15 protein-coding genes are annotated in these 17,312 nt (G+C 36.4%); 6 read left to right on the top strand and 9 right to left on the bottom strand.

The window, feature by feature from the left end:
* Nucleotides 1–309: 309 nt before the first annotated feature.
* Together trmD and B0E34_RS19750 are read right to left on the bottom strand one after the other, a co-directional pair.
* Complete coding sequence (trmD, locus tag B0E34_RS19755) at nt 310–981, bottom strand: tRNA (guanosine(37)-N1)-methyltransferase TrmD (protein ID WP_087712260.1); 672 nt, start codon at nt 979–981, stop codon at nt 310–312.
* On the bottom strand, nt 978–2,240 hold the full coding sequence (locus B0E34_RS19750; protein WP_087712258.1) for an NAD(P)/FAD-dependent oxidoreductase: 1,263 nt from the start codon (nt 2,238–2,240) through the stop codon (nt 978–980). Before B0E34_RS19750 ends, trmD begins: the two co-directional genes overlap by 4 nt.
* A gap of 76 nt (nt 2,241–2,316) precedes the next feature.
* On the opposite strand from B0E34_RS19750, the gene B0E34_RS19745 reads away from it, so the two are divergent.
* Nucleotides 2,317–3,168, top strand: a complete 852-nt coding sequence (locus B0E34_RS19745; protein ID WP_087712256.1) for a glycoside hydrolase family 25 protein — start codon at nt 2,317–2,319, stop codon at nt 3,166–3,168.
* A gap of 143 nt (nt 3,169–3,311) precedes the next feature.
* Here the strand turns inward: B0E34_RS19745 and B0E34_RS19740 are convergent, their stop codons facing one another.
* Nucleotides 3,312–4,442 carry an 8-amino-7-oxononanoate synthase gene (locus B0E34_RS19740; RefSeq protein ID WP_087712254.1) on the bottom strand — a complete coding sequence of 377 codons (1,131 nt, stop codon included), beginning with the start codon at nt 4,440–4,442 and terminating at the stop codon, nt 3,312–3,314.
* Nucleotides 4,443–4,488: 46 nt separating this feature from the next.
* Nucleotides 4,489–5,004 carry a DUF1761 domain-containing protein gene (locus B0E34_RS19735; RefSeq protein ID WP_306460667.1) on the bottom strand — a complete coding sequence of 172 codons (516 nt, stop codon included), beginning with the start codon at nt 5,002–5,004 and terminating at the stop codon, nt 4,489–4,491.
* Between the two features lie 272 nt (nt 5,005–5,276).
* On the opposite strand from B0E34_RS19735, the gene B0E34_RS19730 reads away from it, so the two are divergent.
* Nucleotides 5,277–7,172, top strand: a complete 1,896-nt coding sequence (locus B0E34_RS19730; protein ID WP_087712252.1) for an ABC-F family ATP-binding cassette domain-containing protein — start codon at nt 5,277–5,279, stop codon at nt 7,170–7,172.
* Nucleotides 7,173–7,363: 191 nt separating this feature from the next.
* Here the strand turns inward: B0E34_RS19730 and B0E34_RS19725 are convergent, their stop codons facing one another.
* Entirely contained in the window at nt 7,364–8,419 is a 1,056-nt protein-coding gene (locus B0E34_RS19725; protein ID WP_087712250.1) for a Gfo/Idh/MocA family oxidoreductase, read from the bottom strand.
* Between the two features lie 179 nt (nt 8,420–8,598).
* Here B0E34_RS19725 and B0E34_RS19720 point away from each other — a divergent pair, with 179 nt between their 5' ends.
* From B0E34_RS19720 to B0E34_RS19710, 3 genes are all read left to right on the top strand, one after another.
* A complete protein-coding gene (locus tag B0E34_RS19720) occupies nt 8,599–10,887 on the top strand; it encodes a TonB-dependent siderophore receptor (protein ID WP_087712248.1) in 2,289 nt (762 codons plus the stop codon).
* Between the two features lie 89 nt (nt 10,888–10,976).
* Nucleotides 10,977–11,492: a hypothetical protein gene (locus B0E34_RS19715; RefSeq protein ID WP_087712246.1), complete on the top strand. Its 516-nt coding sequence runs from the start codon at nt 10,977–10,979 to the stop codon at nt 11,490–11,492.
* A 158-nt stretch (nt 11,493–11,650) separates the two neighbouring features.
* The gene (locus B0E34_RS19710) at nt 11,651–12,241 is read left to right on the top strand and encodes a hypothetical protein (protein WP_087712244.1); all 591 of its coding nucleotides are present in this window, start codon (nt 11,651–11,653) and stop codon (nt 12,239–12,241) included.
* A gap of 113 nt (nt 12,242–12,354) precedes the next feature.
* Here the strand turns inward: B0E34_RS19710 and B0E34_RS19705 are convergent, their stop codons facing one another.
* Entirely contained in the window at nt 12,355–12,990 is a 636-nt protein-coding gene (locus B0E34_RS19705; protein WP_087712242.1) for a peroxiredoxin, read from the bottom strand.
* Between the two features lie 99 nt (nt 12,991–13,089).
* On the opposite strand from B0E34_RS19705, the gene B0E34_RS19700 reads away from it, so the two are divergent.
* Nucleotides 13,090–13,971 carry a mechanosensitive ion channel family protein gene (locus tag B0E34_RS19700; RefSeq protein ID WP_087712240.1) on the top strand — a complete coding sequence of 294 codons (882 nt, stop codon included), beginning with the start codon at nt 13,090–13,092 and terminating at the stop codon, nt 13,969–13,971.
* 55 nt (nt 13,972–14,026) lie between these two features.
* On the opposite strand, the gene B0E34_RS19695 is transcribed toward B0E34_RS19700, so the two are convergent.
* The 3 genes from B0E34_RS19695 to B0E34_RS19685 form a co-directional block, all read right to left on the bottom strand.
* Nucleotides 14,027–16,231 (bottom strand): reprolysin-like metallopeptidase, encoded by a 2,205-nt coding sequence (locus B0E34_RS19695; protein WP_087712238.1) that lies wholly within the window; start codon nt 16,229–16,231, stop codon nt 14,027–14,029.
* Nucleotides 16,232–16,248: 17 nt separating this feature from the next.
* Nucleotides 16,249–16,626, bottom strand: a complete 378-nt coding sequence (locus B0E34_RS19690; protein WP_087712236.1) for a hypothetical protein — start codon at nt 16,624–16,626, stop codon at nt 16,249–16,251.
* Between the two features lie 151 nt (nt 16,627–16,777).
* Complete coding sequence (locus B0E34_RS19685; protein ID WP_087712234.1) at nt 16,778–17,269, bottom strand: hypothetical protein; 492 nt, start codon at nt 17,267–17,269, stop codon at nt 16,778–16,780.
* Between the last annotated feature and the right edge of the window lie 43 nt (nt 17,270–17,312).

Raw genomic sequence — 17,312 nt, 5'->3', positions numbered from 1 at the left:
TTTATTTAATATATCGTTAATAATTTTAACAAATTTCAACAATTAATTTTATCATTCAAATATAGACAATTAAAAGAATATTTTAAACCAGATAAACAATTTTAATTAAAAATATTATCCATAACACAATATTCACCTTTAAGTCTAAATAAAAACTGTTTTTAAAATTAAATTTTTTGGTAGAAAAAATTCTATGAACAGTTAGGTAAATGAAAAATTTTCAACCATTTCTTCGCAACGGCAATCAATTATCGTTGTAAAAATTTAAAAAATTTGGCGGTTTCTAAAAAACGATTGTTTTTGTCTATTTTAAAGCAGATCGGGGCGTTTTTCCGTGGTAATTCTTACGGCTTCATCATGTCTCCATTCTTCAATTTTGGCAAAATTTCCGCTCAGTAAAACTTTAGGAACTTCCAGACCTTTGTAAACTTCTGGTCTTGTATAAATTGGAGGAGATAAAAGATCGTCCTGAAAACTATCCGTTAAAGCACTTTGTTCATCATTCAGAACACCCGGAAGCAGTCGGATTACAGAATCTGCAAGAACGCAGGCTGCCAATTCTCCGCCGGTAAGAACATAATCTCCGATTGAAATTTCCTTTGTGATGTGCAGATCTCTCACGCGCTGATCAATACCTTTATAATGACCGCATAAGAAGATCAGGTTATTTTTAATAGAAAGTGTGTTGGCAATTTTTTGGTTCAGCGTAACTCCATCCGGAGTAAGATAAATCACCTCATCGTATTCTCTCTGAGATTTTAATTCTGAAATACAATTGTCTAAAGGTTCTACCATCATCACCATTCCTGCACCGCCGCCGTAAGGCTCATCATCAATCTGCTTTTTTTTGTTGATTCCCCACTCTCTCAAATGATGGAAATGAACTTCTGCCAAACCTTTATCAATCGCTCTTCTTAAAATAGAAGTTTTAAACGGACTTTCCATCAGTTCCGGAAGTACGCTTATTATATCAATTCTCATTGTACTGTTTCGTTTTTCTTATTCGGCAAAATTATTAATCTTAAGGAAGAATCTTTGTTAAAATAGCTCCACATCCAGTTAAAGAACACGGCAAGCTTGTTTCTTACACTTAAAATAAGCATTAAATGTAAAAACATCCAGAAATACCACGCCAGAAATCCCTGAAATTTAACAAATGGTAAATCTACGACCGCTCTGTGTTTTCCGATGGTAGCCAAAGAACCTTTGTCGTCATACTCATATTCCACCCATTCACCTGCATTCTTCTTTAAGAGATTCCTTCCCAAATTTTTTGCCTGATTAATTGCTACGTTTGCCACCTGCGGATGACCCTGCGGATATTTCGGAGTTTCCATATACGCAATATCTCCGATTGCAAAGACATTATCGTAGCCTTTTATTTTATTGTATCTGTCTGTAATGTATCTGTTTTTTATTAATTTTTCGGCAGGAAAACCATCTACAACATTTCCTGTAACGCCGGCTGCCCAGATTACATTATTGGACGGAATGGTTTTTCCGCTTTTCATATACACTTTATCGCCGTCATAATCTGTAACATATTCCTGGCTTAAAAATGTAACGCCTAAATCTTTTAAATATTTTTCAGATTTTTGCTGAGCTTCCGGACTCATTACTGCCAAAGGTTTTTCTGTAGAACTTACCAGAATAATCTTCAGATGATCAAAATTCATATAAGGATAATCTCGCGGCAGAATTTCTTTTTTCATCTCCGAAAAAGCTCCGGCTAATTCTACTCCGGTCGGTCCGCTTCCTACGATTACGATGTTCCAGTTTCCGTCGTCGCTTCGGCTCTTTTCTAGAATCAGCTTTTCGAAAGTCATTAAAACATGGTTTCGGATACTGATCGCTTCCTGAGTATTTTTCATTCCGAAAGCTTTCCCTGCAAGATCATTATTGCCAAAAAAATTGGTTTTACATCCTGTTGCGATGATGAGTTTATCGTAGGTAAATTCCGCTTCGTCGGTGATGACTTTATTATTTGCGGTATCGATTTCCTTAACCTCCGTTAAACGAAACTGGGTATTTCTGGAACGCTGAAAAATTTTTCTGAAAGGAAAAGAGATATTGGAAGGTTCTATCCTTCCGCATGCGACCTGATAGAAAAGCGGCTGAAACATATGATGGTTTACCCGATCCAGAACAATTACCTTTTTGTTCTTGTTATTCAACGTTTTCGCAAGCTGCAGCCCCGCAAAACCTCCTCCAATGATGATGATCTTTTCGCGTGTTTCCATAGTACACAAATTTACTGATTTTATTTAGCATTTAGAAGTGAAAAAAGTTAGTTTTGTAAATCTTTATTCACAAACGATGTACAGCAAAAAAACCGCCAAAAAGATTCATAAAAACCGCCGGAAAAAATATCTTTTCCGCAGAAAAATTGTGCTGGGAATTTTAATTATTGCTCTTATCGGAACAGGATTGTATTTAAGACAGTCCATAAGCTATTATTACGCTTTATATTTCAATAAATTTACTCACAGAAAGCTTCACAACAGTGAAACGGAAACTCTGAGAATACAGAAAATCCTGTCCAATAATTTAGATAAAACTTACGGGTTTGATATTTCGCATTATCAGAATAAAGAAGATATTAAATGGGACAATCTTACGATCGGAAACAAAACCATTCCGCTGGAGTTTGTGGTGATGCGTGCAACGATGGGAAACCGAAATGCTGACAAACATTTTTCTGATTTCTGGGAGCAGGCTAAAAAGCAGGATTTAATACGGGGAGCATACCATTTTTACAGGGCAGATGAAGATCCTGTCATTCAAGCGAATAATTTTCTTGAAAATGTAAAGCTTGAAAGCGGTGATCTTCCACCGATTTTGGATATTGAAAAAATCCCGAAACGCAAAACAAATAAAAAACTGGTTGAAGACCTTAAAGTGTGGTGCAAAATTGTAGAGGAAACTTACGGCGAAAAACCCATTATTTATACGTATTATCATTATTACAAAGATTTTCTGAAGGGCGAATTTGATGATTATCCGCTCTGGCTAGCGAATTACAATGATGTTCCGGCTCCATCACCCGATGCAGACTGGGATTTCTGGCAGTTTACAGAAAACGGAATCGTGCACGGAATTAATACAAAAGTAGATCTGGATATTTACAACGGAAGTTCGTGGTCTTTAAAGAGGCTGGCTTTGGATTGATTTTCTTTCCGGTGATTTTGCAAATTTTAAACATCTGAAACTTTGGCTAAAGCCAATCGAAAAACCTTATATTGTTAACGGGCTGAAGCCCGTTTTTATTGATGAAAACTTCAAACTAAAACCTGTGTAAATTATGTATAAAACTATTTAAACGGCTTTCTTTGAATCCATTCTGTTTTTGGAGAAATAGAAGGGAAAATAGTTTTCAGGAAAGGATTAATCATGAAATTATTATGCTTAATTAAACCAAAAATTTCAGTCGGCTCTGCTCCGATCGTTGATTTGATCTCTAAAGCTGTTCTTCCGAAAATAATTCTTTCAAAACGATGATGAATTCCAAATTCCACCATATCAAGAAGCATATTGAGATAGATCTGCTTTTGTTTCTGACAGTCTTTTTCGTAGCCTAAAAAGTAGGTATCGATATCTTTATTATTGAGTATCATGGTATAAAAACCGATAAGTTGATTTTCTGAAAGATATCCGAAGACTCTGAAATTTTCTCCTAGATTTTCTTTCATGCTTTCAAAATGATTTTCTCTGAGAAAAAAGGTGTTGAAAGGCGCATTTTCTGCCACATTCTGATAAAGAACATTCATTTCAGACTGATATTTTCTGATCATGTCTAATTGGAGTTCTTTTTTAACGATTCCTTCCAGTTTCTTTTTGGCAGTTTTGGCTCTTGCCCTGTATTTCTTCGAAAAATCATTGATATAATCATCAAAATTATTCCAGTTTTCTCTTATCCGAAGAATCATGTTCGGCTGAACGGAAAATCTGAAATATTTCCGATGCTTTTCTCCTTCAAAGTATTTCACAAAATTCGACTGGTAATCTTTATATATAATTAAGGATGTTGTTCTTATTTCCTTCTGCATTGTATAAACGGATTCTTCCAGAAGCGGAATCACTTCTTCGGAAGTAATTTTTGAAGCATCAAAATAAAATCCGTTCTGTCCAGTAAGCATATTATTTCCCAGAATCATCACATCTTTACCGAATTGTCTTGCCATAAAATTCCTGATGCTGCAAAACACCTCATTTTTCTGAAAGGTTTTATGCTGCAGAAAATTGAGATACTGAAACAAAGCACCGCCAATCAGTTCATTTTCTTTGAAAAAACCGACAAAGAAGCATTCCATGTTTTGCGGTCTGGAATTTTCTAATGCACGAAAATATTCTCCGGAAAGCAGGATATTGTGATTTCCGATCACAACATTCCAGTCTTCCGGCAAATCGGCAACTGACTGAAAAATTCTTAAAGTATATGACATAAAAGAGGCTACGCAAAAGTAGCCTTAACTTTTTAAAACATTACATTTATTTTTGTGTTGCCCAGTGAAAACCGTCCGGAGCATACCAACCGCAGATAATTCCGCCCATAATGGTAATGCAGACCGTCCAAAAAGCAGCGTTAATTAATGTATATTTCCACGATTTTCTTTCGAACATCGCATTGATGGCAATCATGGGAAGCACGAATAAAAATCCCGTCATGGAAGAATGCAGTGCGCCGTGACCAAAGGATCTGTAAGCCATTCCGTAGTCTTTCATGAAGGCATGATAAGACGGATTGGCGTTCATTTCATCTCCGCCGACCATTCCGAGCGCGCCAAACTGATGAATAGTTACAAATTGTAAGAACAAAGCCATTAAAGCTGATAACATGATGGAAAAAATAAAAACTCCGATCATGAAACCCTTCATTTTCTCTTCGGTTAAACCGACTTCTTTCATCCATGCTTTTCCGAAAACTTTAGGATGATACCAGATAAATCCCATTATTAAAGGGACAAGTGCGGCTGCAAAAACAGCCCAGTAGTTGATTTGCATCATAGTTTTAATTTTAATAATGTTAGGAATATAAATCTACATCAAAAATCCATTAAATAATACATTAAATTTAATAAATATTTTAATTTTAACTAAAATTTTATAATTAAATAAAACCAAAGACAAATAAAATTCAATACATAAGACAATTCATTATTGTTTTAATATTGAAAAAAACGTGTGTAAGGCTTCGGGATTGTATTTCTGCTTTTTCTGATACATTTTCGTACTTTTGCGGCTCAGTTTAAGTTTCAAAATCTAACCATCAAACTATAATGAATTACGTTTCTGCCGAAAATCTTACCAAATCCTACGGAATAAAAGTTTTATTTGAAAATATTACTTTTCATGTAAACGAAGGAGATAAAATTGCCATTGTTGCCAAAAACGGAAGCGGAAAATCTACCCTTCTGAAAATCCTGATGGGAAAAGAAATTGCAGACAGCGGAACGGTAATCATCAATAAAGACATTCAGGTGGTTCTGTTTGATCAGGAAATAGATTTTGACCCGACTATTACGATTGATGAGTTTATGATGACTCTGGATTCGGCTCCAATTATGGCTCTGAAAAATTATCATCAGTCTCTGCATTCCACAGACAATGATTTTATTGAAAAAGCTCTTCTTGAAATGGAAGCGCATAAAGCATGGGATCTGGAAAACGAAATGAAGCAGATTCTTTCTCAGCTAAAAATCACCGATCTGGAAGCTAAAATGGGAACACTTTCCGGTGGACAGATCAAACGTGTTGCTTTAGCAAAGCTTTTAACAGAAACAAGAGCTGAACACCGCCATACTTTATTAATTATGGATGAGCCGACTAACCACCTCGACGTTGAAATGGTGGAATGGCTGGAAAGTTATCTGAGTAAGGCAAAAATTACTTTATTACTGGTAACGCACGACCGGTATTTCCTCGACAGTGTTTGCGATACGATCTGGGAAATGGAAGATAAGAATCTTTACGTTCATAACGGTTCTTACGCCACATATCTTGAAAATAAGATGATTCGCGAGGACAACACGAATGCCACGATTGATAAAGCCAACAACCTTTATAGAAAGGAACTGGAATGGATGAGAAGACAGCCGAAAGCAAGAACTACAAAATCCAAATCCAGAATTGATGCATTTTATGAAACGGAAAAAGTAGCCAAAACAGACACGAGAAAACAAGGTTTAGAGCTTGATTTTGAAATGAAAAGGCTTGGAAATAAAATTCTTGAGCTTAAAAATATTGACAAAAGTTTTGGAAATAAATTGTTGCTGAAAGATTTCAGCTATTCTTTCCAGAGAGGTGAAAAAGTAGGAATTGTAGGGAAAAACGGAGCGGGAAAATCTACTTTATTAAATATTATTCAGGGGTTTGAAAAAGCGGATAAAGGAGAGATTGAAACCGGAGAAACCATCCATTTCGGATATTTCTCGCAAAAGGGTCTTACGTATAAAGAAGATGAAAGAGTAATTGACTTCATTAAAGAAGTTGCTGAATTTTATCCTTTAGCCAACGGAAAAAGTCTTTCTGCCTCCCAGTTTTTAAGATTGTTTTTATTTGACGATCAGACGCAGTACTCCCCTATTTCCAAGCTTTCGGGTGGTGAAAAAAGAAGACTTCATCTGATGTATATTTTATACCAGAATCCGAACTTTTTAATTTTTGATGAGCCTACGAATGATCTGGATCTTCCGACCTTAACGGTTCTTGAAAACTTTTTACAGCAGTTTCAGGGTTCATTAATCATTGTGTCGCACGACCGGTATTTTATGGACAGAATCGTAGATCATATTCTTGCTTTTGAAGGCGAAGGTAAAATCCGTGATTTTACAGGTAATTTCTCCGAATACCGCGAAGCGAAAAGCAAGGAGGATGCTTTGGAAAAGTCTGTTTCCGTAAAATCTGAGCCTGTAAAAGAAACCGTTCCTGCTGCTAACAATACAAACACTAAGAAGAAAAGACTTTCCTTTAAAGAACAGCGTGAACTCGAAACCATCGAGAAAGAAATGCCTGAACTAGAAGAAAAGAGATCAAAAATATTAGATCAGCTTAATAATGAAGCAGATTACGAGAAAATATCCAAACTTTCTGCCGATCTGGAATCTATCTCTGAAACTTTAGAAAATCACGAAATGAGATGGCTTGAACTTCAGGAGATTTTGGGTGAAGCGTAGTTGAGTTTGAGGGTGAGAGTGTTTTAGAGTGAGAGTGTTTTAGAGAGTGGAAGCGTTATATTTTAATTGATATTAAATTTTCTTACTCTAAAAAATCTTGCTTTAAGATTCATAACTCTAAACTGCAATAAAACTCCCAAACCCTAAAACTCTCAGACTCTAAAACTCTCACACCCTACAACTCCAAAACTCTACAAGTAAATCACTTTCTCCTGTCTGGAACTTTCCACAGCCGCATCGATGATTTTCATATTTTTAATGATTTCTTCCGCAGGTGAAGGCAATGCGTATCCGAAAACGATAAATTCATAAATCTGCTGATAATAATTCATGTAATTTCCGGGTTCGCTTGAAGTAAGGATTCTTTCAGTTTCTTTATTTTCATTTAGATAATTCAGAATCCCGTCGGTTTCCGTTAAAGGCTTTGTCCATTCTTCGCCATATTCCGGAATGGCTCCTGCAACGAGCTCATTTTCCTGATTATCGGCTCTTTCCTGCAAAAAGCTTCCTTTTTCTCCGTGAACGGCATAAGCAAAATGCGCTTCTTTGGCGAATACTGAAGATTTCAGCCTTACTCTTAAATCATTTGGATAAAACAAAATAATTTCAAAATAATCGTTGGCAAATTCTTTTCCTTTCATAGAAAAAACATCGGCAAACAGTTTTTCGGGAAACCCAAAATACTGAACTGCCTGATCCACCAGATGCGATCCTAAATCATGCAGCGAACCCGAACCTACCACTTCAGGATTTTCTTTATGTGCCTTTCCGCTTGGTTCGGTACGGAATCGGTCGAAACGGATTTCCACCTCCTTGATATTTCCGAGTTTTCCTTCGTTGATGATTTTCTGCACCTGAAGATAATCGCGGTCGAATCTTCTGTTCTGATAAACGCTTACAAATAATTTTTTCTCTTCCGCAAGTTTTGCCAGTTCTTCTGCTTCTGCAACATTTACGGTGAAAGGTTTTTCAACTACTACATTTTTTCCTGCTTCCAGTGCCATTTTTGCATATTCAAAATGTGTCTGTACCGGAGTATTCACAACCACGAGTTCGATATCGGCATTTTCCAGCATTTCTTCTACGGAACGGTAAATTTCTGCTTCAGGATATTTTTCTTTAGATTCTTCTTTATTTCTTTCCACAATAGCGGAAATAAAAAATCCCGGATGTTCTTTCAAAAACGGGGCATGAAAAACTTTTCCGCTCATTCCGATCGCACAAAGTCCGACTTTTACTAACTGCATAGATTTATTTTTTAACAAATATATTTAATCTAAAGTTCTCATCCCTACTAAAATAAGGGAAAACACAATTTCTAAATTAAAGATTAATGACAAAAATCAGTTTATAATTTTTATTAATTCTAAATAATAATATACATTTGCACTTTATTTAAAACCACTCTAAATAACAATAGACTATCATGAAAAAGCAGCTAGCCACAATAGGATTAGTATTCGCAGCCCTTTCTTTGGACGCGCAGATGAAATACGTTGAAGCTGATACCATTAGAATCCAGACTATTGAAGACGTTAATCTTCATAAAACCGGAAATCCCAACAAGGCAAGACCATTATCTACCAAGTCTAATCTTACGATGATGGAAACTCCTCAGCCGATTGCGATTGTTACTCACGAAATTATAGAGCAGCAACAGGCAAAACAACTGAGTGATGTTCTGCAGAACGTTAACGGAATCTATGTAACTTCTTCCAGAGGAAATTCTCAGGACAGTTTCGGAGGACGTGGTTTCATTCTGGGAAATGACAATATTTTCAAGAACGGTTCCCGAGTTAACAGCGGCGTTTTCCCGGAAGTCAGCGGACTGGAAAGAGTGGAAGTTCTTAAAGGTGCGAATGCAATGCTGTACGGAAATACGGCTGCAGGTGGTGTTATTAATATGATTACTAAAAAGCCTAAATTCAACTTTGGCGGAAGCGTGGGGATGAATGCGGGAAGCTGGAATTCTTATAAACCGACAGTAGATCTTTATGGTCCGCTTTCAAAAAATATTGCTTTCCGTGTGAACGGAGCGTATGAATATGCAGAAAGTTTCAGAGATGTGGTACAATCTGAAAAGTATTATTTCAATCCTTCGTTTTTATTTAATTTAAGCGACAGATCACAGATCATCGTTGAGGCAGATTATCTTAAAAATGATTTTACTCCGGATTTCGGAATCGGCTCTATCACGCAGCGTGACGGATATACTTACCAGATGAATAATCTTCTTCCGAGAAATGCTTTTTTAGGAACAGACTGGCAATATCAGAATATAGAGCAGGTTACTACCAATGTTACCTTCAATCATCAGTTCAATGAAAGATGGTCTTTAAACGCTACGGCATCTTACCAGAATTATACGAAAGATTATTTTTCTACGGAAAGAGTTCAGTGGGGATACGAAAAATCAACCGACAGACTTTTCTGGAAAAGACCTTTGAACAGAACGTATAACGAACAGAATTATACTTCGGCACAGGTAAATTTAAATGGTGAATTTAATACAGGAAAAATAAACCATAAGGTGTTATTCGGGGCAGATGCAGATTACGGAGTTGGAGATTCTTATACTTACTATAATCCAACCAACAGACTGGCTTACGGAAACAGCTATCTGTATGGAACCAACGGAAACAGCAATGGTATTCTTTATCTGGACAATCCTGATTCCTGGGCAAACGGAAGTGCTCCTGCTGCTGAAAGGTTAGAGAAAAACAGAATTAATACGAGAAGAATCGGAGTGTATGCTCAGGACTTCATCAGTTTAACCAAAGAATTTAAAGTTATTGCAGGATTGCGTTGGTCTTACATTGAAAATATGCCAACGATCAATACTAAGTTTAAAACCGTTACAAGCGGTTTAGTAAATCTGAATTCCACAACCGGAAAATCGCTGGTTAACAACTCTTCGTCATCCGATCAGGCAATATCTCCGAAATTAGGTTTTGTTTACATGCCAAACGATAATTTTTCAGCATTTGCAACTTATACAAACTCTTTTGTTGCCAATGTAGGAAAATTAAGAGACGGAGAAGCTTTAACGCCTACGAATATCGATCAGTATGAAGTGGGTGCGAAAAAGAATTTCTGGAACAATGCTTTAGCGGTTAATCTAACGGTTTATCAGATTCTGTACAGAAATTATTATCAAAATGCATTGGATGATAAAGGAAATCCTGTGGATCCGACAGGACTTACCAAAGATTTTGCAGGAAAAATGAGAAGCCGCGGAGTTGAGCTTGATATTACAGGAAATCCAACAGAAAACTTATCCATTATCGGAGGTTTCTCTTATAACAATTCTGTGTATCTGGATACACCTGAAGCTTTCGGATATGTAGAAAATCAAAGACTTGTAAGAACTCCTGCAACTACTGCGAATGCATCGGTATTTTATAAATTCACAAAATTGGTTCCCGGCTTGAAAGTGGGAGCCGGAGTATACTACATCGGAGACAGACTTGCCGGATGGAATGATACTAAAACAGGAGCCAACAGTTTGCAGCAGAGAAACGGGGTAAGCAGAATTTTCGAATTAAAAGATTACACAACGGTTTCTCTATCAGTTGGCTACGACTGGAAGAAATTCTCTATTCAGGGGAAAGTCGGAAACCTGTTTGATGTAGAGAATTACACCGTTCACGAAAATTATTCCGTGAACCCGATCACGCCGAGAAACTACTATGTTACATTAACGTATAGGCTGTAAAAAAGAATCACAATAATTTCTTCATGTAAAGTGGGAATTGCAATTTTGCAGTTTCCACTTTTGAAATTTTAAAAACAAAAACAATATATATGGATAAGATTAAAGACACAAGAAGTTTTATGAGAATCACGCACCGTTATCTGGGCTATTTCCTTGCCGGAATAATGGCTGTTTACGCAGTAAGTGGTGTTTTGTTAATTTACAGAGACACCGATTTTCTGAAAAAAGAAAAAAAGTACGATAAAGTTGTAGAAAAAAATCTTGATGAAAAAGCACTGGGAAAAGAATTGAGAATTAAAGGTCTTGAGGTTGAAAAAACAGAAGGAACAGTTTTAAAATTTAAACAGGGAACTTATGATACTGCAACAGGACAGGCAAAATACACGAAGAAAGAACTGCCATTTGTACTGGATAAAATGACAAAACTTCATAAATCGCAGTCTAAAGACAGGCTTTCTCCTTTAAATGCTTTTTTCGGATTTTCTTTATTCTTTTTTGTGATCTCAAGTTTCTGGATGTTTAATCCTAAAAGCAAAGCTTTTAAAAGAGGTATAATTTTCACCGTTGCAGGTCTTGTAGTGTCGGTTATTTTGCTTTTAGTATAATTTTAAAACTAAAAAAACTCCTTTCCATCGGCATTTCATAAGAGTTATACCTTATTTGTTATTATCATGATTTCACTACCTATTGATTAGAATGGCACATTTATTGATTTTCTGAAATCACAAATGATATAAACATTAAAATATTAAAATAATAAATTATGAAAAAGTTAATTTTTACAGGAATAATGGCAGTAGCCGGCTTGGCGGGAACAATGAATGCACAGATCCAGAAAGGAAACTGGTTGGTAGGTAGTAGCTTAATATCCAGTAATTTCGGTTTAAATACTGGTGGTGGTTATAACATTGCTATTCAGCCTAAAGGAGCATACTTCATTGAAGACAACGTAGCTGTCGGTGGTTATGTAGATTTAGGATTCAACAAGGTAACTAACGGTTCTCCTACAGAATTTACGTATGGAGTGGGTGCTTTAGGACGTTATTTTCTTTCTCCGGGAGAAAAAGGAGTAGATAACTTATTAAACCACGGACGTTGGTTCTTAGAAGGAAATGCAGGGATCGGAGGAAGATCTGTAGAAAATGCAGACTCTACAACAGGTTTCGATTTCGGAGTAGGTCCTGGTTATTCTTACTTCATTACCCCAAACATTGGTCTTGAAGGTTTAGTAAAATACAGAGGAAGAGCAGGATTTGGTAGCGAAGGTTTAAATTCGAATATTACATTCAATTTAGGTTTCAGCATCTACCTTCCTACATCTAAAGCAAAACAAATCGCAAATGATGTAAAGTAAGATTACGATCCAATCACTTCACATTCACATATACACTACAATTGAAATCGCCTCGAAGTTTTTCGAGGCGATTTTCGTACAAATTAAAACTAAACTATAAAAAATCAAATAAATCATGTATTCGGTTGTGGCGTATATCTCAGATACGGCTTTATTTCTTTCACTCCTTTCGGGAAAATTTTTCTGGCATCTTCCGTAGAGATTGAAGGCGGAACAATAACGTCATCTCCGTCTTTCCAGTTAACAGGAGTCGCGATTTTATGAGAATCTACCAGTTGAAGAGAATCCAGAACCCTCAGAATTTCATTAAAATTTCTTCCTGTGGAAGCAGGATAAGTAATAATAAGCCTTACTTTCTTTTCCGGATCGATAATTAATAAAGAACGAACGGTTGCTGTTGCAGAAGCATTTGGATGAATAAAATCATACAGTTCAGAAATCTTTCTGTCCTTGTCTGCAATAATCGGAAACTGAACTTCCGTATTCTGCGTTTCATTAATATCCTTAATCCAGTTTTGGTGATCTTCTACTCCATCCACACTCAGGGCAATTACTTTGGTTCCTCTTTTATCAAATTCTTCTTTCAGTTTTGAAGTATACCCAAGTTCTGTGGTGCAAACCGGAGTATAATCTGCGGGATGCGAAAACAGAATTCCCCAGGAATTTCCTAAATATTCGTAAAAATTAATATCCCCTGCAGAAGTTTCTGCCTGAAAATCGGGTGCGGTGTCTCCTAGTTTAATTGACATAATATTTTGCTCTTATTAGTCTACAAATTTAGTAGGGTTTTTGGAACTGGCAAAATTTTTGTTGAAAAATTATATCTTTAATCAAAAAAATTTTTATTCATGGAGAAAAGTGGTTTAGGCTATATTGATGTTGTATATAATGTAATACAGAACTGGTATGTAAAATTTGCAGAAATTACCCCAAAACTTATTGTAGGGATTCTTGTATTTTCTTTTTTTCTGTTTACCAGTAAATATTTAAGTCAGGGTGCCGTAAAGCTTTTTCATAAATTCTTTCCGAAAAGCAAAAAAGAAAGTTCACTGGTTACGCTCATCAGCGTATTCAGGTTTTTGATCATGGTGATGGGAACGTTTATTGCGCTGGAAATTATGGGTTTCAGCGGTTTCCTTTGGAAATTCATCGGTAGTTTGGGAGTTGCAGGGGTTATTGCAGGGGTTGCCCTGAAAGATCTGGTTTCCAGTATATTCTCAGGAATGCTGATCGGAATTGATAAAGCCTTTAAAGTAGGAGATTATATTACGATAGGAACACACTCCGGAACGGTACAGGAAATTGGTTTTTTAACAACGAAAATCATTACGGACGACGGTAAGAAAGCTTATATCCCGAATCAGGTGGTTTTTAATGCTCCGTTTTACAATATTACCGCATCCCCTCAGCGAAGAATTATTTTAAATTTCGAAATTCCTGCCGATGAAGATATTTCAAAAGCACAGAAAGGTATGCTCGACATCATCAAAAATCTCGAAAATGTAGACAAACTCGATACCGCAGAAGTTATTTTTACAGATCTGAAACAGGGTGTTTTCAATATTCAGGCAAAATTCTGGATGAAGGTGGGTGCGAATATGGTTCAGCTTAAAAGTGAGGCTTATTTAAAAATAAAACAACGCCTGGATAAAGACGGTATTCAGTTGGTAACACCTACAAGCATCAGTATTACCAATGGAGATCAGTTGATCAACGAAAATCATGACTAAATAAAAAAAGCAACCTATATTTCGGTTGCTTTTCTATTTTAAAATTGATTGTTATTTATTTCTTGATAATTAATTTCTCTGTTACCTTTTCTCCATTTTCCATAATCACTGAGATCAGATAATTTCCGTTCATCAGATCATTAACTTTTACCTGAGTTTCACCTTTGAAACTGCCTTCTTTAATTAATCTTCCTGAAGCATCATACAAAGTATAATCTGCTTTCTGAGAAGAATTTTTAAGCCTGATATTTACAACATCATGAGAAGGATTCGGATAAATCGAGAAGTTTTTCACACTGGCTTCTGCCGTTGCGAGAACAACCTGAGTAATTGAGAAACTTGTTGTATTAAGTGCATAGTAAATATTTCCTACCGCTTTCACCATAATTCTTGCAGAAGAAACATTTTCATTAGGCAGCGTAACATTGGCAGAACCATTGTTCGGAACACTTGCCGCCAAAACAGTAGGGAACGTTAATCCTCCGTCTTTAGACAGCAAAATAGATACATTCTGAGTGTTGATGGTTCCTGTATTGGTTCCTGCAACATTCCATGTAACCGGAACGGAGGTATTTCCGTTATAGTTTGTTCCTGTTGTTGCCTGTGAAGTTACCGTGAAAGGTCCGTCGTTGGTAACCGTTACCACCATTACATCTCTTGCTGCCTGATTTCCTGTTGCCTTATTATCATTCACCAAAAGAGAAAAATTCAAAGTTCTGGCAACACTTGGGGTAACTTCCCATTTCGGAATCAGATTATTCGCTACAACAGAACTCAGCACCGGAAAATATCTGGACGGGGAAACCGTTGGAGTTAAAGAACGGTAAACCGGCCCCGCTGTTCCGGTAGAAACCGGAGGCTGTGTATTGCTTGTATTATCATATTGTTCCCAAAGATATGTTAAAGCATCTCCATTCGGATCTGTTCCCGTTCCCGTTAAAACAAAAGCGGTACTTTTCGGAATATTGTAATCGGCTCCTGCATCTGCGGTAGGAACTCCGTTATTGTTGTTGATTTTGGCAGCACAATCTGTCCCTCTCTGCAACACGGCATACATTTCAATTACACTTGCTGCATGAAAGTAAGGATCACTGTTATTCTGCACATTATTGGTTGCTCCGCAAATTCCCGCATAAGCCATAATCGTAGATCCGCTTCCCGGTTCGTAAGCTGTTGCGTTATTGAAGTTCCCGGCGCATGAAGAAGTTGCCGCTCTGAAGGTGTGGTTGGCTCCAAACTGATGCCCTATTTCGTGCGCAACATAATCGATATCAAAAGGATCTCCAATCGGAGCTCCCGAACCTGTAACGCCTCTTGCTTTACTGCTGGAAACACAAACTACTCCCAATCCTGCCAAACCGCCACTGTTTGTTCCGAAAACGTGACCGATATCGTAGTTTGCAGATCCGATAACCGCCGTTGTATTGGTCTGGTTTTCGTTAATCATGCTGTTTGGGGTGCCATTGGTAAATGGATCTGTTGAGGCATTGGTATAAACCAACAGATTATTGTTTGCGATCATCACCATGGTTGTGGAAATTGTTTTTTCATAAATTCCGTTTACTCTGGTCATTGTCGTTGCCATTGCAGCCATTGCCAGAGCAACTGTTCCTCCATGAAAAGTGGTATATTCTCCTGTCGCAGAAAGAGCCAGTCTGTAGGTTCGGAACTGTCCGTCCGAAACCAAAGGGGCTTTATTCGCCGTACCGCTATTTTTTAAGTTATCCAGTTCGCTTTCGACATGACATTCAAAAAGCCGGTCATTTTTTGGAAGATCTTTTCTTTTGTATAAAATAAATGCTGAATTGTCCTTTGTGTAGCTGTCGAGATAACTTACTTCCCAGTTATCAAAATACATGACACTGATTCCGGTAGAAGGAGTCACACTGAAACGGATTGAATTTTCGGGATGATTTTTTTGCCAACCTGTATAGGAACGGATTTCCGGGAATTTAGCCTGCAGTTCAGGTTCCATTACAGAAGCTTCCTGAACGATGTAATCTCTTATTTTCCCATCAGAATCCGGAAATTTAACAACAAGGCTTTCATCTCCCGAAAAACGCTGGGGTGCGTTTTTAAGATCAGCTTTAATTTTTTCAAGATCAGCCTGATAAAGTGCAAAATTATTGGGAGTCGTCCATCTCGGGTTCAGGTTTTCCCGTTCTATCTTTGTTTCTTTTAGTTTCGACCAGTAATTCTGCTGACCAAAAACCTGTGCTGCAATCAACAGGCACGAGACGATAAAGGTTTTAGCTTTCATGACAGTAATTTTATATATTAGTATTGAATGTTGACTTTTTTAACAGATAAATTTTCGTTGAGTTTTAATAAAATATCGGGCGGAATTCTGCTTTTCTCATTAAAATCCGGATTGTTGAATTCTTTGACTTTTATATAGAGTGTATTTTTAGAGAAAGTAATCGTATCAATTGAAACATCATTAGAGTTTTTAAGCTGGGGTTTTACGACAATATATGTTTCGGTTTCTGTAAGAGCAGGAATTGGAGAAAATCTGTTTCCTTTATTTTTTTGATGAATGATTTTAAAAATTTCATCCATCTTTTGCTGAGAATTGATAAGGAGAAAATCTTTACGGATTAAAGTAAATGGATAATGATTTTTGTCTTCAAAATGAATTTCTTTTCTTAGAGACATTACTTTATTGCTGGCAATTTGAGATTGACAAGTAAGAAATAAAAAGAGAAAAAAGAATAAATACAATCTCATTTTAAACCTTTCTTGTAAAGATAATGATTTTATAATGAATAACTTATTTAATTATCACACTTTCTTTACATTAAATTGTTTATTTTTTTGAACCTGCATCTTTGGTAATGATACTGTCTTTTTCAGAGATTTTTACACAGGAATCGCTTTCATTTATTTTAGCCTCGCCTATTACATAATTTTTATTTTCAGGAATAGAATCTTCTTCAATCATCACAAGACCTGTGGTTGCAAAAGATTCTTCCTTCGGTTTTGAGCAGCCGGTTAAAAATAAAATAATAGAAAGAACGGTTAATACAATTCTGCTATTTTGAAAGTGAACAGGAATATATTTAAAGAATCGAGTTCTTACCTTTTCAGATTTATTATCGGTATTTAACTGATGATCATAAAATCTTCCGCAGATTTCTTCATCTTGCTTTTCATCAAAGATTTGTAGAATTTCGTTGGGTTGTTTCTGTGTAAAATCAATTACACATTTATTGCAGACAGAACAGAATCGTCCTTTTTCCTGCGGAGACATCATCTCCCAGTTTTCTGAACACGGATTCGGAATGTGTATGTTTTTCATGGCATATTAAGTTTTTCAGCTACAAATTACAAAAGATATTTAA

The sequence above is a fragment of the Chryseobacterium mucoviscidosis genome (assembly GCF_002177115.1).
Lineage (GTDB): Bacteria > Bacteroidota > Bacteroidia > Flavobacteriales > Weeksellaceae > Chryseobacterium > Chryseobacterium mucoviscidosis.
This window is presented reverse-complemented; position numbering and strand designations above follow the sequence as displayed.